General features: G+C 67.2%; 20 protein-coding genes and 1 tRNA gene. 8 read left to right on the plus strand and 13 right to left on the minus strand.

The genetic code is table 11. The annotated features are described in order from the left end of the window. Positions 1 to 3: 3 nt before the first annotated feature. Positions 4 to 660, plus strand: a complete 657-nt coding sequence (locus tag ACT9TC_RS05850; protein ID WP_458042463.1) for a LysE/ArgO family amino acid transporter — start codon at positions 4 to 6, stop codon at positions 658 to 660. A 65-nt stretch (positions 661 to 725) separates the two neighbouring features. Here ACT9TC_RS05850 and rplA read toward each other — a convergent pair whose 3' ends face one another. The 12 genes from rplA to gabT form a co-directional block, all read right to left on the minus strand. Then, positions 726 to 1,415 carry a 50S ribosomal protein L1 gene (gene rplA / locus ACT9TC_RS05855; protein ID WP_458042464.1) on the minus strand — a complete coding sequence of 230 codons (690 nt, stop codon included), beginning with the start codon at positions 1,413 to 1,415 and terminating at the stop codon, positions 726 to 728. A 14-nt stretch (positions 1,416 to 1,429) separates the two neighbouring features. After that, positions 1,430 to 1,861: a 50S ribosomal protein L11 gene (gene rplK, locus ACT9TC_RS05860; RefSeq protein ID WP_036302113.1), complete on the minus strand. Its 432-nt coding sequence runs from the start codon at positions 1,859 to 1,861 to the stop codon at positions 1,430 to 1,432. A gap of 113 nt (positions 1,862 to 1,974) precedes the next feature. Further along, positions 1,975 to 3,090 (minus strand): transcription termination/antitermination protein NusG, encoded by a 1,116-nt coding sequence (nusG, locus tag ACT9TC_RS05865; RefSeq protein WP_458042465.1) that lies wholly within the window; start codon positions 3,088 to 3,090, stop codon positions 1,975 to 1,977. Between the two features lie 64 nt (positions 3,091 to 3,154). Continuing rightward, entirely contained in the window at positions 3,155 to 3,433 is a 279-nt protein-coding gene (gene secE, locus ACT9TC_RS05870; RefSeq protein WP_458042875.1) for a preprotein translocase subunit SecE, read from the minus strand. A gap of 48 nt (positions 3,434 to 3,481) precedes the next feature. Then, positions 3,482 to 3,554 (minus strand) — tRNA-Trp (locus tag ACT9TC_RS05875). 175 nt (positions 3,555 to 3,729) lie between these two features. Next, positions 3,730 to 4,167, minus strand: a complete 438-nt coding sequence (locus tag ACT9TC_RS05880; RefSeq protein WP_458042466.1) for a pyridoxamine 5'-phosphate oxidase family protein — start codon at positions 4,165 to 4,167, stop codon at positions 3,730 to 3,732. Between the two features lie 84 nt (positions 4,168 to 4,251). Next, positions 4,252 to 5,616, minus strand: coding sequence for an NAD-dependent succinate-semialdehyde dehydrogenase (locus tag ACT9TC_RS05885; protein ID WP_458042467.1), 1,365 nt, complete (start codon positions 5,614 to 5,616; stop codon positions 4,252 to 4,254). A 19-nt stretch (positions 5,617 to 5,635) separates the two neighbouring features. Next, positions 5,636 to 7,108 carry an NAD-dependent succinate-semialdehyde dehydrogenase gene (locus tag ACT9TC_RS05890; RefSeq protein WP_458042468.1) on the minus strand — a complete coding sequence of 491 codons (1,473 nt, stop codon included), beginning with the start codon at positions 7,106 to 7,108 and terminating at the stop codon, positions 5,636 to 5,638. Next, positions 7,105 to 8,673 carry an APC family permease gene (locus ACT9TC_RS05895; protein ID WP_458042469.1) on the minus strand — a complete coding sequence of 523 codons (1,569 nt, stop codon included), beginning with the start codon at positions 8,671 to 8,673 and terminating at the stop codon, positions 7,105 to 7,107. The genes ACT9TC_RS05890 and ACT9TC_RS05895 overlap by 4 nt, the downstream gene beginning before the upstream one ends. Continuing rightward, positions 8,670 to 9,578 carry a universal stress protein gene (locus tag ACT9TC_RS05900; protein ID WP_458042470.1) on the minus strand — a complete coding sequence of 303 codons (909 nt, stop codon included), beginning with the start codon at positions 9,576 to 9,578 and terminating at the stop codon, positions 8,670 to 8,672. Before ACT9TC_RS05900 ends, ACT9TC_RS05895 begins: the two co-directional genes overlap by 4 nt. Beyond that, on the minus strand, positions 9,575 to 10,933 hold the full coding sequence (locus ACT9TC_RS05905) for a flavin monoamine oxidase family protein (protein ID WP_458042471.1): 1,359 nt from the start codon (positions 10,931 to 10,933) through the stop codon (positions 9,575 to 9,577). Before ACT9TC_RS05905 ends, ACT9TC_RS05900 begins: the two co-directional genes overlap by 4 nt. A 13-nt stretch (positions 10,934 to 10,946) precedes the next feature. Beyond that, positions 10,947 to 12,305, minus strand: coding sequence for a 4-aminobutyrate--2-oxoglutarate transaminase (gene gabT / locus ACT9TC_RS05910; protein ID WP_458042472.1), 1,359 nt, complete (start codon positions 12,303 to 12,305; stop codon positions 10,947 to 10,949). 93 nt (positions 12,306 to 12,398) lie between these two features. Between gabT and ACT9TC_RS05915 the strand changes: the two genes are divergently transcribed. Beyond that, the gene (locus ACT9TC_RS05915) at positions 12,399 to 14,000 is read left to right on the plus strand and encodes a PucR family transcriptional regulator (protein WP_458042473.1); all 1,602 of its coding nucleotides are present in this window, start codon (positions 12,399 to 12,401) and stop codon (positions 13,998 to 14,000) included. 9 nt (positions 14,001 to 14,009) lie between these two features. Here ACT9TC_RS05915 and ACT9TC_RS05920 read toward each other — a convergent pair whose 3' ends face one another. Further along, entirely contained in the window at positions 14,010 to 15,488 is a 1,479-nt protein-coding gene (locus tag ACT9TC_RS05920) for a helix-turn-helix domain-containing protein (protein ID WP_458042474.1), read from the minus strand. 131 nt (positions 15,489 to 15,619) lie between these two features. On the opposite strand from ACT9TC_RS05920, the gene aceB reads away from it, so the two are divergent. The 6 genes from aceB to ACT9TC_RS05950 are packed head-to-tail and all read left to right on the plus strand — an operon-like array spanning position 15,620 to position 23,372. Beyond that, positions 15,620 to 17,263 (plus strand): malate synthase A, encoded by a 1,644-nt coding sequence (gene aceB, locus ACT9TC_RS05925; RefSeq protein ID WP_458042475.1) that lies wholly within the window; start codon positions 15,620 to 15,622, stop codon positions 17,261 to 17,263. Positions 17,264 to 17,301: 38 nt separating this feature from the next. After that, entirely contained in the window at positions 17,302 to 18,897 is a 1,596-nt protein-coding gene (locus ACT9TC_RS05930) for an isocitrate lyase (protein ID WP_458042476.1), read from the plus strand. Positions 18,898 to 18,955: 58 nt separating this feature from the next. Further along, on the plus strand, positions 18,956 to 20,143 hold the full coding sequence (locus tag ACT9TC_RS05935) for an ROK family transcriptional regulator (protein WP_458042477.1): 1,188 nt from the start codon (positions 18,956 to 18,958) through the stop codon (positions 20,141 to 20,143). A gap of 27 nt (positions 20,144 to 20,170) precedes the next feature. Then, a complete protein-coding gene (locus ACT9TC_RS05940; protein ID WP_458042876.1) occupies positions 20,171 to 21,265 on the plus strand; it encodes a sugar ABC transporter substrate-binding protein in 1,095 nt (364 codons plus the stop codon). Beyond that, positions 21,262 to 22,146: an ATP-binding cassette domain-containing protein gene (locus ACT9TC_RS05945; protein ID WP_458042478.1), complete on the plus strand. Its 885-nt coding sequence runs from the start codon at positions 21,262 to 21,264 to the stop codon at positions 22,144 to 22,146. Before ACT9TC_RS05940 ends, ACT9TC_RS05945 begins: the two co-directional genes overlap by 4 nt. After that, positions 22,143 to 23,372, plus strand: a complete 1,230-nt coding sequence (locus ACT9TC_RS05950; protein WP_458042479.1) for a sugar ABC transporter permease — start codon at positions 22,143 to 22,145, stop codon at positions 23,370 to 23,372. The genes ACT9TC_RS05945 and ACT9TC_RS05950 overlap by 4 nt, the downstream gene beginning before the upstream one ends. The last annotated feature ends 168 nt before the right edge of the window (positions 23,373 to 23,540 follow it).

Consider the following 23,540-nt stretch of genomic DNA (forward strand, 5'->3'; position numbering starts at 1 on the left):
CACGTGCTCATCTCTGCCGTTGCGGGCCTCGGCCTCGGCTTCTCGCTCATCATCGCCATCGGTGCGCAGAACCTGTTCGTGCTGCGTCAGGGCATGCGTCGGGAGCACATCGTGCTCGTCACCGCCATCTGCGCGATCTCGGACGCCGTACTGATTGCCCTCGGCGTTTCGGGGGTGGGGCTGGCCCTGCAGGCGCTCCCCTGGCTCACCGAGATCGTGCGGTGGGCGGGCGCCGCATTCTTGGTGACCTACGGATGCCTCGCTGCGCGCCGCGCGTGGCGCCCGAGCGGCGAGGTCCTGATCCCGCCCCCGAGCCTGACCGCTCGGGCGACCACGACCAAGACCGGCACGGCGACAAGCACGGCAACGCAGACCAGCGCCCTCGCGGTTGCCTCGACGGCGCTCGCCCTGACGTGGCTGAACCCGCACGTCTACCTCGACACTGTCTTTCTTCTCGGTTCTCTCGCGACGACCCATGCCAACCCGTGGGCCTTCGCGGCCGGCGCCATCGTGGCGAGCGTGCTCTGGTTCTCGGGCCTCGCGTTCGGAGCACGGTACCTCGGGCGACTGCTCTCGACCGAACGCGCCTGGCGCATCCTGGATGCCTCGATCGCCGTCGTGATGATCGGCATCGGCATCGGCCTCGTCGTGTTCCGTTGAGGCGACGACCGAACAACGACGAAGGGCCCCACCGTTTCGGTGAGACCCTTCGCTTATGCCGTGCGTCAGATCGCGTTGACGTCCAGCGGGATGCCGGGGCCGAACGTGGTCGACACCGCACCCTTCTGGATGTAGCGACCCTTCGAGCTGGACGGCTTCAGACGAACGATCTCGTCGAGCGCCGCCTTGATGTTGTCGTCGAGCTGCGAGGCACTGAACGACGCTTTGCCGACCACGAAGTGGACGTTGGCGTGCTTGTCGACGCGGAACTCGATCTTTCCGCCCTTGATCTCCTCGACGGCCTTGGCCGGGTTGGGGGTCACGGTGCCGGTCTTCGGGTTCGGCATGAGGCCACGGGGACCCAGCACCTTTCCGAGGCGACCGACCTGGCCCATGAGCTCGGGCGTCGAGACGGCCGCATCGAACGACGTGTAGCCGCCCGCAACCTTCTCGATGAGCTCGGCTCCACCGACCTCGTCGGCGCCGGCCGCGAGAGCAGCCTCGGCCGCAGGGCCCGTTGCGAAGACGATGACGCGGGCAGTCTTACCCGTGCCGTGGGGCAGAATGACGGTGCCACGCACCATCTGGTCTGCCTTGCGGGGGTCGACGGCGAGCTTCAGCGCGACCTCGACGGTCGAGTCGAACTTCGCGGAGCCGGTCTCCTTCGCCAGGGCGACGGCCTCGGTGGGCGTGTAGAACGTGTCAGCCGCGATCTTCGCGGCTGCGGCCTGATAGGCCTTGGACTTGGTAGCCATAGTCGTTATTCCCCTCAGTCCTCAACCGTGATGCCCATGGAACGGGCGGTGCCGGCGATGATCTTCGAGGCGGCCTCGATGTCGTTCGCGTTCAGGTCGGGCTGCTTGACCTCGGCGATCTCGCGCACCTGAGCCTTGGTGAGCTTGGCCACCTTGGTCGTGTGCGGCGTCGGCGAACCCTTGGCAACGCCAGCAGCCTTCTTGATGAGCTCGGCGGCGGGGGGCGTCTTCAGGATGAACGTGAAGCTGCGGTCCTCGTAGACGGTGATCTCGACGGGGATGACGTTGCCACGCTGGGCCTCGGTCGCCGCGTTGTACGCCTTGCAGAACTCCATGATGTTGACGCCGTGCTGACCGAGCGCGGGCCCGATCGGGGGCGCCGGGTTGGCGGCTCCAGCCTTGATCTGGAGCTTGATCAGGCCGGTCACCTTCTTCTTGGGTGCCATTCTTGTTTTCCTCTCATCGAACGATTCGGACCCTTCGACAAGCTCAGGGGCCGAATCCTTCTCCCGCGTCCGGTCTTTCCGGGGCGGTGGTCTCTGTAATTACTGCGCTGTTCTTACTGCTTCGTGACCTGGTCGAACGACAGCTCGACCGGGGTTTCGCGCTCGAAGAGCGAGACGAGGACCGTGAGCTTGCCGCTCTCGGGCTTGATCTCGCTAATCGTGCCGGGCAGGCCCGCGAACGAGCCTTCCTTGATGGTGATCGTCTCGCCGACCTCGAAGTCGACCTCGGTGACGATGCTGCGTGCCTGAGTAGCCGAACCCTTGCCGCTGCCGGACTTGGTCGTGGCGACTTCCTTGATCTCGACGAGCGACTTCAACATGTTGAAGGCTTCTTCGAAACGCAGGGGCGTCGGGTTGTGGGCGTTGCCCACGAAGCCGGTCACGCCGGGCGTGTGGCGAACGACCGACCAGGTGTCTTCGTTCAGGTCCATGCGCACGAGCACGTAGCCCGGGATGCGCACGCGGGTGACCATCTTGCGCTGGCCGTTCTTGATCTCGACGACATCCTCCATCGGAACCTCGATCTGATAGATCTCGTCCTCGACCTCGAGCGACGACTTCCGCTGTTCGATGTTCGCCTTGACCTTGCGCTCGAAGCCGGCGTACGAGTGGATGACGTACCACTTGCCCGGCAGGTAGCGCAGTTCGGCGCGGAACGCCTCGTACGGGTCGACCTCGGCGTCATCGTCGGATTCTGCGTCGACAGTTTCGCCGTCGACGGATGCCTCCACCTCGTCGACGACCTCCGCAGCAGCATCGACCTCAGCCACGAAGTCTTCGTCCAGAACGGGCGCGTCGGGCTCACCGTTGATGTCGGGGCCGTCGTAAGGGGTGACCTCTTCGGCATCCTCGGCCGCGCGCTCGGTCTCTTCGTCCTCGAGCGAATCGGTCAGGACCTCGGCGGCCGCTTCGGCCTCGGCGGCCTCGTCGATGTGCAGGGCGTCGTTCACGATAGCGTCGGCCTCCGGGTCGTCGATCTCGATGTCGTCCAGTTCGGCGAAGTCTTCGTCTTCGTCTTCGTCACTCACGACGTGCAGCGCTGCGTGCTCTGCGGGCTCGACCGAGCGCTCCTCGGCGGCGAGCTGGTCGCCCTCCTGCGCCTCGTCGTCCTCGCTGGACTGCTCGGCGGCCGTCGCCCAGTCGGCGTCGTCGGTGAATCTTTCGGTCACTGGATCACTTCCGTTGATGACGGCCCGTTCAGGCCGCCGATGATTCTGTCGGGGTGCGTTTCGGCTATCCGCCGACGAGTTCGCCGGGCCTCCCGAAGACGACCGAAGCCATCCAGGAGAAGACGAAGTCGAGGCCGTAGACGATCGCCATCATCACGACGACGAATCCGAGCACCACCGCGGTGAACTTCAGCAGTTCCTGGCGCGTCGGCGTGACGACCTTACGGAGCTCGGCGAACACCTGTCGGATGAACAGGACGATGCGAGCGAAGAAGCCGGGCTTCTTTCCGCGATCCGTCTTGCCCGCCGCGACGATCTCGCCGTTCGGCTCGTCTTGGGCCACTGCACTCACCTGAATGTACCTTTCGTGTGTCAGCTCGGGGCTGACGCGCAGGGCGGACAGGAATCGAACCTGCAACCTGCGGTTTTGGAGACCGCTGCTCTGCCAATTGAGCTACCGCCCTAAGGACCGTTTCCGGCCCCGGGTCCGCAATCTTGCACCGTGCTCACGAAGAGGATTTCGCCCGACCGCGGGCACGGCAAAGAATGCAGATTTCGACTGCACCGCAAGTCTACGTCATGCCCGGGGAAGGTCGCGAATGCCCTCGGCCCGTAGAGGGCGTCCTCAGTAGTCGACTGTTAGTAGTCAGACGTGCCGTACCGATCGGGCTCCGGTCCGATCTCGAAGGCGCGACCGGTGAGCGAAGCAGGCGTGACGCGCACGTAGTTGTACTTGAGAGTCGGGATCCACGGGCGTAGCGGCAACTCGTCGGCCGCATGAACTTCGTCACTCGTGGTGAGCCGGTGGGCATGCCCTCGCACGACGACGCTCCACGCATCCGTCCCCGAGTGGTCGTCCACCTCGAACAACACCTCGTCATTCACGGTGAGTTCGAACAGCTTGCTGCCCTCGGCCGTGCGGAAGACAATCGTTTCGTCGTCGACGACGTAGTTGACGGGGAAGATATCGAGGACATGCCCCACGTGGGTGACGAGCCTGCCGAGCTGCTGCGTGCGCAGCCGGTCCCAGCATTCGTCCCCGCTCAAGCGGTTGACTGCTTCGTTCATCTCGTCCATGAGACAGACCTCCTCAGAACTATCGTCCCGCGGATGCCTCATGCCCGCTACGCCATACGACCGTGAATATGGCGTCCTCTCCGATCAGGCGATGCGAATGAGCTTCTTGTTGACGAACTCGTCGGCTCCGAGCAGCCCCATCTCGCGCCCCGTGCCCGACCGCTTAACCCCGCCGAACGGCAGTTCGGGCGAGTCCGCGAGCACAAGGTTGACGTAGACCATGCCGGCGTCGATCGCGTCGGCGACCCGCTCGGCCTGCGCCTCATCGGTCGTGAACACGTACGAGCCGAGCCCGAATCCGGTGTCGTTCGCCAGGGCTACGGCGGCGGCCTCATCCGCGACGCGGTAGACGACGCCGACGGGGCCGAAGAACTCTTCACCGTAGGCATCCATCTCGGGTGTGACGTCGGTCAGGACCGTGCCCGGGAAGAAGGCGCCATCGCGCACGCCGCCGGTGACGAGCGTCGCCCCCTGCTCGATAGCGCGTTGCACCTGCTGCTCGAGGCGCTCGGCGGCAAGCAGCGACGACAGGGGTCCGAGTACGGTGTCATCGCTCATGGGGTCGCCGACAGTGGCACCGGCCATAGCGGCCGAGAACTTCTCCACGAAAGCGTCGTACAGGTCATCGATCACGACGAACCGCTTCGCGCCGTTGCAGGACTGCCCCACGTTGTCGAGTCGCGCGTCGACGGCCGCCTGCACGGCCCCATCGAGGTCGTCCGTGGAGAGGAGGATGAATGGGTCCGACCCGCCGAGTTCGAGCACGACCTTCTTGAGGCTCCGTCCCGCGATCTCGGCGACCGCGGCGCCGGCACGCTCGGACCCGGTCACCGACACACCCTGCACACGCGGGTCTTCGATAATCGTGGCGGCCTGATCGTTGGTGGCGTACAGGTTGACGTAGACGCCCTCGGGGAAGCCCGCGTCGAGATACATCTTCTCGATCGCCGCCGCCGACTCGGGGCACTGCGGGGCGTGCTTCAGCAGGATCGTGTTGCCGATCGCGACGTTCGGGGCCGCGAAACGTGCGACCTGGTAGTACGGAAAGTTCCACGGCATGATGCCGAGCAGCGGGCCGAGCGGCGACCGCCGGACGACCGCCGTCCCCTCGCCGAGGATGTCGATCGGCTGGTCGGCGGTGATCTTCGCGGCGTTGTCGGCGTAGAACTGCGTGATGTCCGCGGCGAAGTCCACTTCGCCCAGGGCCGCCGCGAGGGGCTTGCCCATCTCGCGCACGATGATCTCGGCGAGCTCTTCCCGACGCTCGCGGTGCAGGTCGGCCACGCGGTTCAAGCGCTCGGCACGCTCGGCAACGGATGCGTCGCGAGCCCAGTCGCGATAGGCGGACGCGGCGGCGGCGACTGACGCGTCGACCCGCGCATCGGTGAACGTGTCGTAGGTGGCGAGCGTCTCACCCGTGGCGGGGTTGACGACGGCGTAGTCGGTCATGTGTGTCTCCGTTCGCCCGTCAGTCGACGGGGATCAGCGTGTACTTGGTCGAAAGGTATTCGTGGATGCCCTCGAGGCCGCCCTCGCGGCCGATGCCGGACTGCTTCACTCCGCCGAACGGTGCGGCGGCGTTCGAGACGACGCCGACGTTCAGCCCCATCATCCCCGTTTCGAGCCGGTCGATCATGCGGTGTCCGCGCGCGAGGTCCGTTGTGTAGACGTAGGACACCAGACCGTACTCGGTGTCGTTCGCGAGGCGTACGGCCTCATCTTCGTCGCCGAATCGTGCGATCGCGAGCACCGGCCCGAAGATCTCTTCGCGCAGGATGTCGCTGCCGGCGACGACGTCGGCGATCACGGTCGGTTCGAAGAACGTGCCCTGGCCCTCGATCGCCGCGCCACCGGTCACGAGGCGCGCCCCGCGCTGCACGGCATCCGAGACGAGGGCGGATGCCTTGGCCACCGCGGCTTCGTCGATGAGCGGCCCGATCTGCACACCGTCTTCCGTGCCGCGGCCGATCCGCATCGCGGCAACCCGGTCGCCGACGCGCTTCGCGAACTCGTCCGCCACGGATTCGTGAACGATGAACCTGTTCGCCGCGGTGCAGGCCTGCCCGATGTTGCGGAACTTGGCCTGCAGCGCCCCCTCGACGGCCTTGTCGAGATCCGCGTCCTCGAAGACGACGAACGGCGCGTTGCCCCCGAGTTCCATAGACACGCGCAGCACGCCCTCGGCGGCTTGGGCGATGAGCTTCTGCCCCACCCCTGTGGACCCCGTGAACGAGAGCTTCCGCAGCCGCGGGTCGGCGATGATCGGCGCCGAAAGGGCCGACGACGACGACGAGTTGACGACGTTGACGACGCCCGCGGGCAGTCCCGCTTCTTCGAGGATCGTCGTGAAGAGCATCGTGGTCAGCGGGGTGAGTGCCGGCGGCTTGATAACCACGGTGCAGCCCGCGGCGAGCGCCGGGGCGATCTTGCGGGTCGCCATCGCGAGCGGGAAGTTCCACGGCGTGATGAAGAACGACGGACCGACGGGGCGCTGTGACACGACCATCCGGCCGGTTCCCTCGGGGTTCAAGCCGTAGCGACCCGTGATGCGCACGGCCTCCTCCGAGAACCAGCGCAAGAACTCGCTGCCGTACGCCACCTCACCGCGCGACTCGGCCATGGGCTTGCCCATCTCGAGAGTCATGATGAGTGCCAGATCCTCCTTGCGCTCCTGAACGAGATCGAAAGCACGGCGCAGGATGTCGCTCCGCGTGCGAGGCGGCGTCGCGGCCCAGGCATCCCGCGCAGCCACCGCCGCGTCGAGGGCACGGATGCCGTCCTCGGGCGTGGCATCGGCGATCGTCTTGATCACCGCGCCTGTCGCGGGGTCGATCACATCCAAAGTTTTGCCGCTCGGGGAATCTTCCCAGGCCCCACCGATGAACAGACCCGTCGGTATGGAGGCGAGCAGCGCTGCTTCGGTCTCGGGGGTGGAACTCATCGGATGGACTCCTTTCGTGCGCGTCGTGTGCTCGGCGGTGCGTCGAGGGACAGGGTCTCGCCACGAAAGAATGCCGGGCTGCGGAAGCGCATGATGACCATGATCACGATGCCGAGGCCGATGATCACGACCCCGAGCACGAACACGCTACCCAGGCCGAACCATTCCGTGCCGCTGCCGTAGGCGGGGTCCATGCTCTCGACGAGCGTGATGACGAACAGCGCGGCCAGAATGAGGCCACCGATGAGCGGGAACAGCAACGTGAAGAACACGTTGCGGGCCGAGTCGAACCACTGCTTGCGGAAGTACCAGACGCACGCGAACGCCGTGATGCCGTAATAGAAGCAGATCATCAGGCCGAGCGTGGTGATCGTGTCCCACAGCACGTTCTCGTTGACGAAGCGCATGACCGCGTAGAAGGCCGACGCGATCACGGCGGACACGATCGTGGCGTACCCCGGGGTGAAGAAGCGGGGGCTGACCGCGGCGAACTTCTTCGGCAGCGCGCCATAGTGGCCCATGGCGAGCAGCGTCCGTGCGGGCGACACGAAGGTCGACTGCAGGGACGACACCGAGCTGGTCAGCACCGCGAGCGACACGAGGAACGCGAGGGGTCCGAGGATCGGGCCGCTCAGGAAGAAGAACACGTTCGCCTGGATGTCCTCGTTGCCGAGTCCCAGTTCACCCGTGCCGATCCCCGCGAACGCGAGCAGCGAGATCGCGATGAGCAGGTAGAGCACGACGATCGTGATGACCGTGAGGGTCGCAGCGCGCCCCGGCGTCTTCTCGGGGTCCTTCGTCTCTTCGTTCATCGTGAGGGTGACGTCCCACCCCCAGAAGATGAAGATCGACAGCGACAGTCCCGCAACGACGGCCGTGAACGAGCCGACGGCGAACGGGTTGAACCACGACAGTTCGGGCATAGACGCGTCGAAGGCGTTGCCCTGTGCGACGCGCACGAAAGCGGCGATCGCGAAGACGACGAGTACGAGCACCTGGAACCCCACCAGGAAGTACTGCAGCTTCTGAGTGGTCTGCATGTCGCGGTACGAGATCATCGTGGCGCCCAGCATGAATGCCAGACACACCGCGACGTTGATGAACGGGTTGAACGCCAGGCCGGCGATCGCGCCGTTCGTCTGGGCGATCTGATCGATCAGGAGAAAGAAGAACTCCACGGCTATACCCGCGAGATTCGACAGCACCAGGATCGTGGCGGCGATCAGGCCCCAGCCGGCCATCCAGCCGACCCACGGGCCGAACGCACGGGCGGCCCACGTGAACGATGTGCCGGAGTCCGGCATCCGGCGGTTGAGCTCGCGGTAACCGAACGCGACGAGCAGCATCGGGATGAATCCGATGAGGATGATCGCGGGTACCTGGAACCCGACCTCCGACACGGTGGGGCCGAGGGCCGCCGTCAGAGTGTAGGCCGGGGCAATGCACGAGATGCCGATGACGACCGCGCCGATCAGGCCGACCGTCCCGGCGCTCAGGCCCTTCTTCGACAACCCGCCGGTCACGGGCTCCCCCGTTTCGGCGACGTTCTGGTCGGTGGTGCTCATGCGCGTTCTCCTTCCACAGCGTTCGGGCGGGGCGAGTCGTCAGCGTGCGTTCGGGGCACGACGATCATGGGCACGGGAAGCGTCCGGAGCATTTTGGCGGCGGTCGAGCCGAGGAACAGGCGCCGCGGCTGCGCGAGGCGGCTGGATCCGACCATCACGACCTCGCCGTCCCGCCAGTCGAGGCTCTCGACGGCGTCTTCGATGCTCGGGCCCTGAGCGGCCGATGCCTCGGCGACGATGCCGGTGGGCAGGGTTTCGCGAGCCTGTGAGAGCACCATGTCGGCGTGGGTCGAACCCGCCAGACGGATGACGCCCGTGTCGACTCCCGAGGGCAGGTCGATCGTGACGAGTGAGATCAGTCGCAGCGTGGAATCGGTCGCCGAGGCCAGCGCGACCGCGTCCTCGATCAGGGCGTCCGCACCGGGCCGCGTACCCACGGCGGCCGTGATGCGCGTCAGCGGCGCCGTTACCGTGCGCGCACCCGCCGGCGCCAGCACAACGGGCACGGTCGAGGAGTGCAGCAGCTCGTTCGCGACGGCACCGAGCGAGTATCGGCCGAGAATGCCGCCGGGCGCGGCTCCCACGACGATGTACGAGGCGTCGACCTCGGTCGCGACCTCGAGCAGTCCCGCCGCGAACGAGTCCGCGTAGCGGACGTGCGTGCCGTGGCCGAGGTCATCGGGCACGGCAGCGGTCGCGGTGGCGAGCCATCCGTTCGCCTGCTCACGGACGTACGCGTCGTAGCTGGCATCGGGCGGGACCACGGCGCCTCGGCCCTCGTCGAGCAGCACCGTGACCAGCTCCACTCGGCCCGAGGCGGCGGCGGCAAGCCGCGCGGCGAGCGCGACCGCGTCGGCGCCGGAATCGGTCGCGGTGTAGCCGACGACGAAAACGGGTGCGCTCATGCGCGGGCCTCCTGAATGATGTGTGCCGCGGCTTCGCGACCCATGCGAATCGCACCGTCGACGTGCTGGTAACCGGCGCCGGCCAGATCGCTGCAGGCGAAGTGGATGGGACCGACGGGGGTGCGCAGGTCTGCCCCGTAGCGGGCGAGGCCGCCGAGGTCGAAGCTCGCGGCGTAGGCGCCGCGCGTCCACTCCTCCGAACCCCAGTCGCTCTCGTAGTAGACGACGGGGTCTTTCGCCTCGGGACCGTAGTAGTGCGACAACGACTCGAGGATGCGCTCCTTGCGCTCTTCGGCGCTCAGCCGGAAGAGGTCATCGGCGGTCTGATCCGAGACGAACCCGACGAGCGTTCCGCGGGAATCCCCGTGGTTGGTGTTGTCGTACGCCTCGTGCGACAACTCGTACGGGCTGAATGCGGTGCCCGAGAGCCCCTTGGCGCGCCAGAACGGCGTCTCGTAGACCGCGTGCACCTTGATCACGAAGCCCATCGAGAGGTGCTGGTGCATCTGGTGCTGCAACCGCGGCAGCGGCGGCACGTACGAGATGCGCGAGTAGAGGTTCGGGGCCAGGGCGAGAATGGCGAACCGCGCCCGGACGGTCGTGGTGTCGGTGATGGCGGTGACACCCGAGTCGCCCCATTCGAGTGTGCGCACCGCCTCGTTCAGCAGCACATCGTCGCCGAGGCGCTCGGCCAGGAGGATCGGAACCTGCTGGAGTCCGCCGACGACGCGCTTGTCGAGAATGAAGTCGGCGTCGACCAAGTGGGAGTACGACCCCGCCGAGGCCGCCATCAGGAGCGACTGCAGCAGCGAGAAGGTGTGCGTCGGCTTGGTGAGCATCGCCGAGCCCGTCGCGAACGCGAGGTTCCGGACGGCTTCGTCGTCGTCGGTCTGCGCCCGCAGCCACGCGTCCCACGAGATGTGGTCCCACTCGGCGGCCTTCGGGTGAGCCCAGGGCCGGTCGGGATCGATCTCGGCGACCATCGCGTCGAGCCGCTCGGTGATCTCGGCGATCACGCGCTCGGTCTCCGCCGAGACGGGGAACATCTCACCGGTGAAGCGGTGCGCCTCGCCATCCGGTCCGACGTAGACACTGTCGCCTTCGCGATAACGCGAGTACGTCTCGAGTCCGAGCTCTGCGACCGTATCGATCAGCGCGTCCTGATCGGGTGAGACCCATTGCCCGCCGATCTCGAGCATGGCGCCCTCGATCTCGTCGGTCCAGAGGCGCCCGCCGACTCGCTCGCGCGCTTCGAGTACGGCAACCGACAGCCCGGCGTTGCGGAGTGCGTTGGCCGCGGTCAGACCTGCGGCCCCCGCCCCGATAACGACGACGTCACGGGTGATCTCGCTCATGTGGGGTTCTCCTTCAGTCGCGAGCGAGGGCGCCGGCGACGACGTCGAGGCCCTCGTTCAGCAGGTGGTTCGGGATGGTCAGGGGTGGCAGGAACCGGATGATGTTGCCGTACGTTCCACACGTCAACACGATCACGCCGTCCGCGATGCAGTCCTTCGCGATCCGCGCCGTGAGCGCGCCGTCCGGCTCGCCCGTCTCGGGGTCGACGAACTCGGCCGCGATCATGGCACCGAAGCCGCGCACATCGCCGATGCGGGCATCCGTGGCGGCCAGGGCGCTCAGTCGAGAGGTCAGGATGTCGCCGATCTCGGTTGCCCGTTCGAGTAGGCCGTCCTCGACGTACGACTCGATCGCGGCGAGCGCCGCGACGCAGGCGAGCGGGTTGCCGCCGTATGTTCCACCGAGGCCCCCCGTGTGCGTGGCGTCCATGATCTCGGCACGGCCGGTCACCCCCGACAGGGGCAGGCCGTCGGCGATGCCCTTCGCCGTCACGACGAGATCGGGCACGATGTCGAAGTGCTCGCTGGCGAACCAGCGGCCGGTGCGCGCGAAGCCGGTCTGCACCTCGTCGGCGATGAAGACGACACCGTTCTCGCGGCACCAGGCCGCGATCGCGTTCAAGAATCCATCGGCGGGCACGATGAAGCCACCCTCGCCCTGGATGGGTTCGATGATCACGGCCGCGACGTTGTCGGCGCCGACCTGCTTCTCGATGTGCAAGATCGCCTTCTGGGCGGCCTCGGGCCCGGTGAGTCCGTCGTGGAACGGGTAGGACATGGGCGCACGGTAGATCTCGCCGGCGAACGGTCCGAAACCGTGCTTGTACGGCATGTTCTTGGCGGTGAGGGCCATCGTCAGGTTCGTGCGCCCGTGGTAGGCGTGGTCGAATGCGACGACCGCGTGGCGTTTGGTGTATTTTCGGGCGATCTTGACCGCGTTCTCAACCGCCTCGGCCCCCGAGTTGAACAGCGCGGTCCGCTTCTCGTGCTCGCCGGGCGTGAGTTCGTTGAGCGCCTCAGCGACCGCGACGTAGGACTCGTAGGGCGCGATCATGAAGCACGTGTGCGTGAAGCGGCCCAGCTGCTCCGTGACGGCTGCCACGACACGCGGGTTGGAGTTTCCGGCCGTCGTGACCGCGATCCCCGACCCCAGATCGATGAGTGAGTTGCCATCTGCGTCGACGACCACACCTCCGCCTGCCGCGACGGCCGCGATCGGGACCGTATGCCCGACGCCTGAGGCGACGGCGGCGGCCTTGCGGTCCAGGATCTCGCGGGACCGGGGCCCTGGCAGGTCGGTGACGAGGCGGCGCTCCTGTGGGAGCGAGGGTCCGCCGAGGGGCAGCGCGGTGAAGCTCTCGATGACGCTCATGAGGGGGAGCGTACGGCCGGATGACTCCACCGCGCACTCACCGCTGTGTACAACTTTTCTCTGCACACTGTGCAGCTCGTATAACCTCGAGACGTGGCATCCCCCGCTTCCCCGGCCCCGCCGGCCCCGACGCTCCGCGCTCTGCTCGCGCGCACCGACCTCGCGTTGCGCCTCGCGGATGCGGGCGCGGCGTCGGACGACCAGGAGGCTCACGACGCTCTTGATGACGCACTCGACCGTCCGATCCGCTGGATTCACAGTTCGGACCTCGCCGATCCCACACCCTTCCTCTCCGAAGGGCTCGCACTGCTCACGACCGGAACGCAATTCCTCGACACCAACGACGACCTCGACGATACGGACGCCGCCGACAGCGCCGCGGTGTACAACGAGTACGTCGCGCGCCTGTCCGCACGGGGTGTCATCGCGCTCGGCTTCGGCACGGAGGTCGTCCGCGAGGGCATTCCCCAGGGGCTCGAAGCCGCGTGCCGCGCGTACCGGATGCCCCTGTTCGAGGTTCCCTATCGCACCCCCTTTATCGCGGTGGCCCGGGCGAACGCCGAGGCCGTCGCTGCGCAGACCTACGCCCGACGCAGCTGGTCCCTGGCCGCGCAACGGGCGATCGCGCTCGCGGCGCTCCGCCCGGACGGGCTCGGGGCGACACTCGCCGAGCTGTCACGACAGCTGGACACCTGGGTCGGACTGTTCGACGCGACGGGCACATTGACGCGCCAGCATCCGTCGTCGGGCCTCGACACCGAGGTCTTCGCGGGTTTGCACGACGAGGCGCGGCGGGTCCTGCGACGCGGGGCCCGCGCGGGCTCGACTCTGCGCGTGGGCGATACCCCGTTCACCATTCAGACGCTCGGCCGCGGCGGGCGCCTGCGCGGAGCCATCGCGATCGCGGCGGGCGACCTCGACCAGGAGAGCCGGAGCGTCGTGACCGCGGTCATCGCGATGGCAGGGCTTGCGCTCGAGCAGAGTGAGGGCGCGGCACGGGCGCGCGGGCAGCTCCGCACCGGCGTTCTGCAACTGCTGCTGTCCGGCCAGGCGCATATCGCTGCGCGGATCGCCCGCGAAACGTGGGGCGGATTGCCCGAGGCGCCCGTGGTCGTGGCGGTCACGGATGCCTCGGCCGCACGGCGCGAGACCGTGACCGATCGGCTCGAGCTGCTCGCAGAAGAACACCGGGGCCGCCTCTTCTTCGGGCGTGAGGTATCCGGGGTCGTGATCGTCCTCGGCCCCGGCGACTCGGGGCTGCTCGCAGAGGTTGCCGAGGACCTCGGTCTGCGAATCGGGCTGTCCGACCCGACCGCGTACGACGGATTCGCCGACGCGGCAGCCCGGGCTCGCACGGCACGGGACCGCGCGACAGGCGCCGGGATCACGCCGTTCGCCGATCCCGCCGCTGGTGGCGTGCTCGCGCTGCTCGGTGGTCCGGACGCACGCGCCGCCGGGCGCGCGCAGCTGGAGCCCCTGCTCCGACACGACACCGACCGGGGCACCGCGCTCGTCGACACGGTGCGGTCGTGGCTTGAGCACGACGGCTCGAACGAGGCCACGGCCCGGGCCCTGGGCATCCATCGCCACACCGTCCGCGCGCGGGTCATGACGGCGGGCCGACTGCTCGATCGCGACCTGACGTCCTTCGCGGCCCGCGCCGAGCTGTGGGCGGCGCTGCGCACACTGGGGTGACGTGACCGCTCAGCGCGGGGCGTGCGCGTCGAGGAACTCGTACACGTCGGTCGTGTCGACCCCGGGGAACGACCCCGTCGGCAGCGTCGCGAGCAGGGTGCGAGGCGTCCGCACGTTCGGCCAGGCCTGGTCGCGCCAGGTGTCCTCGAGGTCGGCGGGCGCACGACGGCAGCACACCTCGACCGAGTGCTTCGAGACCCCGCGGTTGGGGGTGTCGCGCCCGATGAACCACTTCGTGTCGTCGAAGCGCACCCCCACGCTCACCGAGTGCGCTCCCTCGCTGGATGCCTCGACGCGAGCCGTGCACCAGTAGGTCCCGTTGCCTGTGTCGGTGTACTGGTAATACGGGTTGAAGCGGTCATCGACGTCGAAGACCACACGACTCGTCCACCGGCGGCAGCACATCTGCCCCTCGATCGAGCCCAGACGATCCGTCGGGAAGTTCACATCGTCGTTCTCGTACGCCTTCGTGATCGTGCCCGACTCGTGCACCTTCAAGAAGTGCACCGGAATGTCGAGGTGCCGGGTCGTCAGGTTCGTGAACCGGTGCGCCGCCGTCTCGTACGAAACCGAGTAGGCATCGCGCAGGTCCTCGATCGAGATGGCGCGCCGCGCCTTCGCCTCCCGCAGGAATGGCACGGCGTGCGCCTCGGGGATCAGCAGGGCACCCGTGAGGTAGTTCGTCTCGACGCGCTGACGCAGGAACTCCGCGTAGCTCGTCGGCTCGGCGTGGCCCAGAATTCGGCTCGACAGTGCCTGCAGGACGGCAGTTCTCGGGTCTCCCTTCGCCGAGATCCGACTCGAGAGGTACAGGCGCCCGTTCTTGAGGTCGGCGACACTCCGGGTCGTCTGCGGCAGGTCGGGTACGTAGTGGATCGTGAAACCGAGATGCGCCGCGATATCCGATGCCGAGCGCTGGGTGAGAGGTCCACCCGGATGCCGGACAGCCTCGAGGATGCGGACGGCGTGCTCTTCGAGTTCGGGAAAGTGGTTGTGCTGGCGCCGCATCAGGTGGCGCAGCTCGACGTTGGCTCGCCGGGCCTCTTCGGGCGTCGCGGCACGTTCGTCGCGGAGTCTTTCGATCTCGCCCTGCAGCGCGAGCATGGTGCGAAGCGCCTCGGTCGGCACCGTCTTGCCGATCCGGAACGGCTCGATGCCGAGCGCGCGGAACGTCTGTCCCGCCATCGCTCGCTCGAGCGAGATCTCGAGCACTGAGCGCTCGTCCAACGGTTCGGACTCGAGCAGGGCGTCGAGGCTCGTGCCGAGTGCGCGGGCGATCGAGCGCAGCAGGCTGAGCTTCGCCTCGCGCTTGCCGGTCTCGATCATCGACAGCTGGCTCGAAACCCGATCGACGGCCACGGCGAGCTCGTCGAGCGTCATTCCGCGGGCGGTGCGCAATTGACGGATGCGTCGGCCGATCGTGAGGGGATCCACCTCTTCATCGTCGTCGGACTCGAGACCGACAACCGGGCGTGTGAGGCTGCTCATACTCGGATTCTGTCACGAAAAGAGAATTTGCATGAAACTTCACACGCCGATCGGCAACGGTGCAGTTGCTTCTTCACCCACAGTGGAGGAAAGCCCACCGAGGCACACCGATCACCCGAAGGACAGGGACCATGACCATCACGGACACCCACACACCACCCCTCACGCACACCGCACCCTCGATCGAGGTCCTCGGCGCAGTCGGTCACCGGTATGACGAGATCCTCACTGCCGAGGCGCTCGCCTTCCTCACCGAGCTGCACCACCGCTTCTCGTCCCGTCGGTACGACCGCCTGGCCGACCGGATGCGCCGCCGCTTCGAGATCGGTAACGGGCACGACCCCCGCTTCCGTGACGACACCGCGCACATCCGCGCCGACGATACCTGGCGTGTCGCGGGCGCCGGCCCCGGCCTCGAGGACCGCCGCGTCGAGATCACCGGCCCTACCGACCCGAAGATGACGATCAACGCGCTCAATTCTGGCGCGCGGGTGTGGCTGGCCGATCAAGAAGACGCCACATCCCCCACGTGGAAGAACGTGATCGAGGGCCAGCTGTCGCTGCGTGACGCGATCCGGGGTGAGCTGTCGTTCACGTCCCCGGAGGGCAAGACCTACGAGGTCACCGCCGAGCGCACGCCCACCATCGTGATGCGCCCCCGAGGCTGGCACCTGGGAGAGAACCACCTGCGGTACACGGATCGCGCGGGACGCCAGCTCGCGGCATCCGGCTCGCTCGTGGACTACGGCCTCTACTTCTTCCACAACGCCCAGGCGCTGATCGATTCCGGACGCGGGCCCTACTTCTACATCGCGAAAATCGAATCCAGCGAAGAGGCGCGCCTCTGGGACGACGTGTTCTCGTTCAGCGAGGACTACCTCGGCATCCCCCACGGCACGATCCGCGCGACGGTGCTGATCGAGACGCTGCCCGCCGCGTTCGAGATGGACGAGATCCTCTACGAACTGCGCGACCACATCGCGGGCCTGAACGCGGGCCGGTGGGACTACATCTTCTCGATCATCAAGAACTACCGCGGCCGTGGGGCACGGTTTGTCCTCCCCGACCGCAGCGAGGTGACGATGACGGTGCCGTTCATGCGGGCCTACACCGAACTGCTGGTGCAGACCTGCCACAAGCGGGGAGCCTTCGCGATCGGCGGCATGAGCGCGTTCATCCCGAACCGTCGCGACCCCGAGGTCACGCAGCGCGCGTTCGAGAAGGTGGCCGCCGACAAGAAGCGCGAGGCCGGCGACGGGTTCGATGGCACGTGGGTGGCGCACCCCGACCTGATCCCGACCGCGATGGCCGAGTTCGACGCGGTGCTCGGCGACCGACCGAACCAGCTCGACCGCCAGCGCGACGACGTCCACGTGAAGGCAGCCGATCTGCTCGACGTGCATATCGGCAGCCCCGTGACCGCTGCCGGCGTGCACGCGAACGTGTCTGTCGCGATCCGCTACATCGAAGCGTGGCTGCGGGGCTTGGGAGCTGTGGCGCTCGACAACCTCATGGAGGATGCCGCAACCGCCGAGATCTCGCGCAGCCAGGTGTGGCAGTGGATCCACCAAGACCGCTCCACCGCGGAGGGCGACCCAATCACCCGCGAGTACATCGAGGGTCTGATCGACGAGGTCCTGAGCGAGGTCGACCGGAGCGCGGCCGACCGCTTCGACGACGCCGCGCAGATCTTCCGCGAGGTGGCGCTCGGAACCGACTTCCCGGCCTTCCTCACGCTCCCCGCCTACGCGAAGTACCTGGTCGAGCTCGCCTAATCGCGCGGCCGACCTCAACCACCACCAAAGGGACTGACATGACCACCTATGCAGACGACATCGAAGCCGTCGACGCCCTCAAGAAGCAGAACGGCCCGAGCTGGGATGCCATCCACCCCGAGTACGTTGCGCGCATGCGCGCACAGAACCGTTTCAAGACGGGCCTCGAGATCGCCCAGTACACGGCCGACATCATGCGGCGCGACATGGCCGAGTACGACGGCGACTCCTCGCTGTACACCCAGTCCCTGGGTGTCTGGCACGGCTTCATCGGGCAGCAGAAGCTGATCTCGATCAAGAAGCACTTCAAGACGACGAACAAGCGCTACCTCTACCTGTCGGGGTGGATGGTCGCCGCGATGCGCTCGGAGTTCGGGCCCCTGCCCGACCAGTCCATGCACGAGAAGACCTCGGTTCCGGCGCTCATCCAAGAGCTGTACACGTTCCTTCGACAGGCCGATGCGCGCGAGCTCGATCTTCTCTTCACGAAGCTCGACGCCGCCCGCGCCGCGGGAGACGAGACGGCCGAGGAATTCATCCAGTCCCAGATCGACACCTACGAAACGCACGTGGTGCCGATCATCGCCGACATCGACGCGGGGTTCGGCAATCCCGAGGCCACGTACCTGCTGGCGAAGAAGATGATCGAGGCCGGCGCGTGCGCGATCCAGATCGAGAACCAGGTGTCGGATGAGAAGCAGTGCGGGCACCAGGACGGCAAGGTCACGGTTCCGCACGACGACTTCATCGCCAAGCTCAATGCCGTCCGGTACGCGTTCCTCGAACTCGGGATCGACAACGGCATCATCGTCGCACGCACCGACTCGCTCGGCGCCGGCCTGACCCAAAAGCTCGCCGTCTCGCAGTCAGCCGGCGATCTCGGCGACCAGTACAACGCCTTCCTGGATGTCGAAGAGATCCCCGCGGCCGACCTCGCCGACGGCGACGTCATCATCCGGCGCGATGGCAAGCTGCTGCGCCCCCGCCGGCTCGCGAGCAACCTGTACCAGTTCCGCCCCGGCACGGGCGAGGCTCGCTGCGTGCTCGACTGCATCACCTCGTTGCAGAACGGCGCCGATCTGCTCTGGATCGAGACCGAGAAGCCCCACATCGCGCAGATAGCCGGCATGGTGGATGCGATCCGCGAGGTCATCCCGAACGCGAAGCTGGTCTACAACAACAGCCCGTCGTTCAACTGGACGCTCAACTTCCGTCAGCAGGCATACGACGAGTTGGCCGCGCAGGGTGCCGACGTGTCGTCCTACGACCGCGCCGACCTGATGAGCGTCTCGTACGACGGCTCGGAGCTCGCGCGCCTCGCCGACGACAAGATCCGCACCTTCCAGAAGGATGGCTCGGCCCGCGCGGGAATCTTCCACCACCTCATCACCCTGCCGACGTACCACACGGCCGCGCTCTCGACGGATGACTTGGCCAAGGGCTACTTCGGCGACGAGGGCATGCTCGCTTACGTCACGGGCGTGCAGCGCCGCGAAATCCGCGAGGGCATCGCGACGGTGAAGCACCAGAACATGGCCGGCAGCGACATCGGTGACAACCACAAGGAGTACTTCGCGGGCGACGCCGCCCTCAAGGCGGGCGGCAAGGACAACACGATGAGCCAGTTCGGCTGAGCTAGCCGGGTGAAGTCGGCAGGATGCAAGCCCGGAGGGGTCCGCTACAGTGAGCGTCGTGGCACGGTTCCAGGCCTCTCCGGGCTCGCAGACCTCTCTGCGAGAGGCGAACCGCGCCCGCGTGACCGACAGCTTGAAGCGCTACGGACGCCTGACCCAGGTCGAGCTCGCGGGCATCACGGGCCTCTCCCCCGCGACCGTGTCGAACATCGTCAAGGAGCTCACGGCCGCCGGGGTCCTCAACACCTCGATCACCTCGCGGAGCGGTCGTCGCGCCACGCTCGTCTCGTTGGCGCGGCATCTCGGCATCGTAGCGGGCGCCCACTTCTCGTCTCGCCACCTGCACATCGCGATCGCCGATGCGACGCGCACGATCGTGACCCAGTCGACGTTGCCCCTCCCGGTGGATCATCGCCACGACGCCGAACTCGACCGCCTCACCCTGCTCTTGAGCGACATGATGGATTCGATCGGCGGCTCGCTGTCCGACATCCTGGCGATCGGGCTGGGTCTGCCCGCGCCGATCGATCCGCGGACGGGATGGATCTCGGTTCCCGGCCTGCTGCGCGGCTGGGAGGGCGTCGACGTCGCGGCCAGCCTTTCGGCACGCACGGGTCGACCCGTGTTCGTGGACGGCGAAGCCAACCTCGGCGGCCTCGCCGAGGCGCGGGAGGGAGCAACCCGCACCTCGGCGTCGTCCGTGTACCTGCGCGTGGGGCAGACGATCAGCGCGGGCCTCGTCGTGGGGGGCGACCTCTTCCGCGGGGTGAACGGGAAGGCGGGTCAGATCGGGCACATCACGCTCGACGAGAACGGCCCCGTGTGTCGCTGTTCGAACCGCGGTTGCCTCGAGACCTACGCGGGCGGCCCGGCGCTGCTCAGCCTGTTCGCGCCCGACGGCGGCTTCCGTCGCCTGGGCGACCTGGTGCAGGCGTCCGAGGCCGGCGACGGGCGCGCGCGTCGCGTCATCGCGGATGCGGGAAAGCACCTCGGCATCGCGGCGGCAAGCCTGACGAATCTCTTCGATCCCGAGGCGATCGTCGTCGGCGGCGAGCTCGCGCGGGCGGGCGAGATCCTGCTCGCCCCCATGCGTCACGCGCTCGAGCGGGCGGCACTCTCGGCGTCGGGCGAGCTCCCCGAGATCGTCGAATCCAGCTTCGGCGAATGGACCGAGACGCGCGGAGCCATTGCTGTCGCGCTCGATCATGTGCGCGTCGATTCGGAGACGGTCGCTCTTCCCGCGTGATCGCGACCCTAGACTCGTCGCGTGTCGATGGGGATCCGCTTTGCCCGGCCCGGCCGCGTACGCGCGGTGCTGGGGTGCGCGTCGATGTTCGTGATGCTGACAGCAATGCTCGTGATCCTCGCGGCGATGCTCAGCGCGTGCTCCGGGCTCATGGGAAGCACCGTCAAGATCGGGCTGTTGCTTCCGGACGCGAAGACGGCGCGCTACGAGAGCTTCGACCGGCCCGTCTTCGAGCAGCGGGTCGCCGAACTCGGTGACTACGAGGTGCTCTACGCCAACGCCGATCAAGACATGAGTAAACAGCAGGAGCAGGCCGAGTCCCTGCTCGCCGCGGGCATATCCGTCCTTGTGCTCGATCCGGTCGACGCCGAGGCGGCGATCAGCATCGTCAACGCGGCCAACGGTCTCGGCGTTCCGGTCGTCTCGTACGATCGACTGATCTCGGGCGGCGACATCGCCTACTACGTCTCATTCGACAACGCTCTCGTGGGGGTGCTGCAGGCGCAGGCCCTCGTGAACGCGCTCGCCACGGGCGGGAGCGGCGGAATACTCATGGTCAACGGCTCGCCCACCGACAGCAATGCCCCACAGTTCGAGGAGGGAGCGCTGAGCGTCATCAACTCGAGCCACCTCACGGTGCTCGCGTCGTACGACACGCCCGATTGGAGCCCCGACAAGGCGCAGGAGTGGGTTGCCGGCCAGGTCGCCCGTTTCGGCGACCAGATCGAGGGCGTGTACGCCGCGAACGACGGTACGGCGAGCGGAGCGGTCTCGGCGCTCAGAGCGGCCAACGTCAGCCCCCTGCCGCTGGTCACCGGTCAAGACGCCGAACTCACGGCGATCCAGCGCATCGTGTCGGGAGACCAGTTCATGACCGTGTTCAAGGATGTCCGGCCCCAAGCCCGCAAGGCCGCCGAGGTCGCCGTGGCTCTCGCGAAGGGCGAGGACGTGACATCCACCGTGCAGATCGACGGGATTCCGGCGACGTTGCTGCTGCCCGTCGCCGTCACGCGGGCGAACATCGCTGACACGGTCGTCGCCGACGGATTCTGGACGATCGAGCAGATCTGTACCGAGGACTACGCACGAGCGTGTGTTGAGGCGGGACTCACCTCGCCATGACCGGGATCAGACAAGACCGCATCCTGACCGTGACCGGCGCCACCAAGCGTTTCGGTGCCGTCACGGCGCTGAGCAACGTCGACTTCTGGGTCAACGAGGGCGAGGTCGTCGCCCTCGTTGGCGACAATGGGGCGGGCAAATCGACGCTGGTGAAGATGCTCGCGGGGGTCCATGCCCCCGACAGCGGGACGCTCGAGTACGACGGACGGCGTGTGTCGCTCTCGGATCCGGCGGATGCGCACGACCTCGGAATCGCAACGGTGTTTCAAGACCTGGCGCTCTGCGAGAACCTGGACGTCGTGGCCAACGTCTGGCTCGGCCGCGAACTCGTCACCGACGGCCGCCTGGACGAGGTCGAGATGGAACAGCGGACGTGGTCGTTGCTGCGCGACCTCTCGGCCCGCATCCCGTCGGTGCGCGACCACGTGTCGACCCTCTCCGGGGGCCAACGCCAGACGGTCGCGATCGCGCGTTCGCTCGTCGGTGAGCCGAAGATCGTCATTCTGGACGAGCCGACGGCCGCCCTGGGGGTCGCCCAGACCGCCGAGGTTCTGAATCTGATCGAACGACTGCGTGAGCGCGGACACGGCGTTGTGCTCGTGAGCCACAACATGGCCGACGTCATGGCCGTGGCCGATCGAGTCGCGGTGCTGCGGCTCGGGCGCAACAACGGTGTCTACAACGTCGCCGAGATCACGACCGAGACCCTGCTGGCAGCGATTACGGGCGCGCTCGATCCACCGCGCGCAACTCCCCCCGCTGCCATCGACCCCGCCGCAATCGACGCTGCGGCGATCGACGCTGCGGCAGTGGACAGACCCGGAGCGGGTGTGGTCTCGCTCACGGATCGCGGTAAGCGTCGTACCGGAAGGCCCCGATGAGTGCGTCCGATCCGGCCCGCCGCCCCCTATCCGCGGCGGCGGATCGCGTGCGCGACGGTACGACCGGCGTGATAGACCGAGCACGCACCGGAGATCTGGGCGTGGTGCCCGTCGTCCTGGGTCTCGCGATCATCTGGACGATCTTCCAGATCCTCAATCCCGTCTTCTTGTCGAGCAGCAATCTCGTGAACCTGACCCTGCAGTGCGCGGCGATCGGCACCATCACCCTCGGGGTCGTCATCGTGCTGCTCGTCGGCGAGATCGACCTGTCGGTGGGATCGGTGTCGGGCCTGTCGGCCGCCATGCTGGCTGTGGCAATGGTTCAGGCCCGCTGGCCAGTCATCGCGGCGGTGCTCGCCGGTATGCTCGCCGGAACAGCGGTCGGCCTGCTGTACGGGTTCCTGTACACGCGGTTCGGCATCCCGAGCTTCGTGATCACCCTCGCGGGGCTGCTCGGAATACTGGGCGTGCAGCTCTGGGTCCTCGGCGAAGAGGGCTCGATCAACCTGCCGTTCGATTCGTGGCTCGTCGTCTTCGCACAGCAGATGTTCCTCCCTCCGTGGGCGTCCTATGCCGTGATTCTGCTTGCCGTCGCCGGGAACGCCTGGGCACGGCTGCGCACGGCACGGCGACGCGAGCGGGCGAACCTGACCTACCAGAGCACGCGCTCCATCGCCGTTCGCGCCCTCCTGTTGCTCGCGGGGCTGGGAGCGGCCGCGTGGTATCTCAATCTGTCGCGCGGCGTCGGGTTCTCTTTCCTGCTGTTCGTCCTCCTGATCGCCGTGGCGGACTTCGCCCTCACCCGCACCCGGTGGGGGCGCGCCGTCTACGCCGTCGGCGGCTCCGTCGAGGCCGCGCGACGTGCGGGCATTCGCGTCGACCGGATCTACCTGTCGGCGTTCGTGCTGTGCTCGACACTCGCCGCGACGGGGGGCATCCTCGCCGCCGCGCGCCTCGGCGCCGTGAGCCAGAGTTCAGGAACTGCCGACACGAACCTCAATGCGATCGCCGCCGCCGTCATCGGCGGCGCGAGTCTGTTCGGCGGGCGAGGGACGGCATGGGCGGCGCTGCTCGGCATCCTGGTCATCCAGTCGATCTCGTCGGGCCTGACACTGCTGAGCCTCGACTCGTCGGTACGTTTCGTCGTCACGGGGGTCGTGCTGGTGCTCGCGGTCATCCTCGACTCGACGTCGCGAAAGAGTCGGGCGACGCACGGCCGAAATTGAACGAACAGCCTCGAATCGCGTGTTCTTGAGTTCAGTTACTGAATCGTTGCTCTTAGCCGCGTGCACGAAACCCGCATCGCTCTGCGCGTAATGCATACTATTCGCGTCCATTAGCGGGCAGGCTGCTCAGCAATCACCTCCCGATCACTGGTCGAACCGATTCGGTAC

Source organism: Microbacterium sp. HM-570 (genome assembly GCF_054165885.1).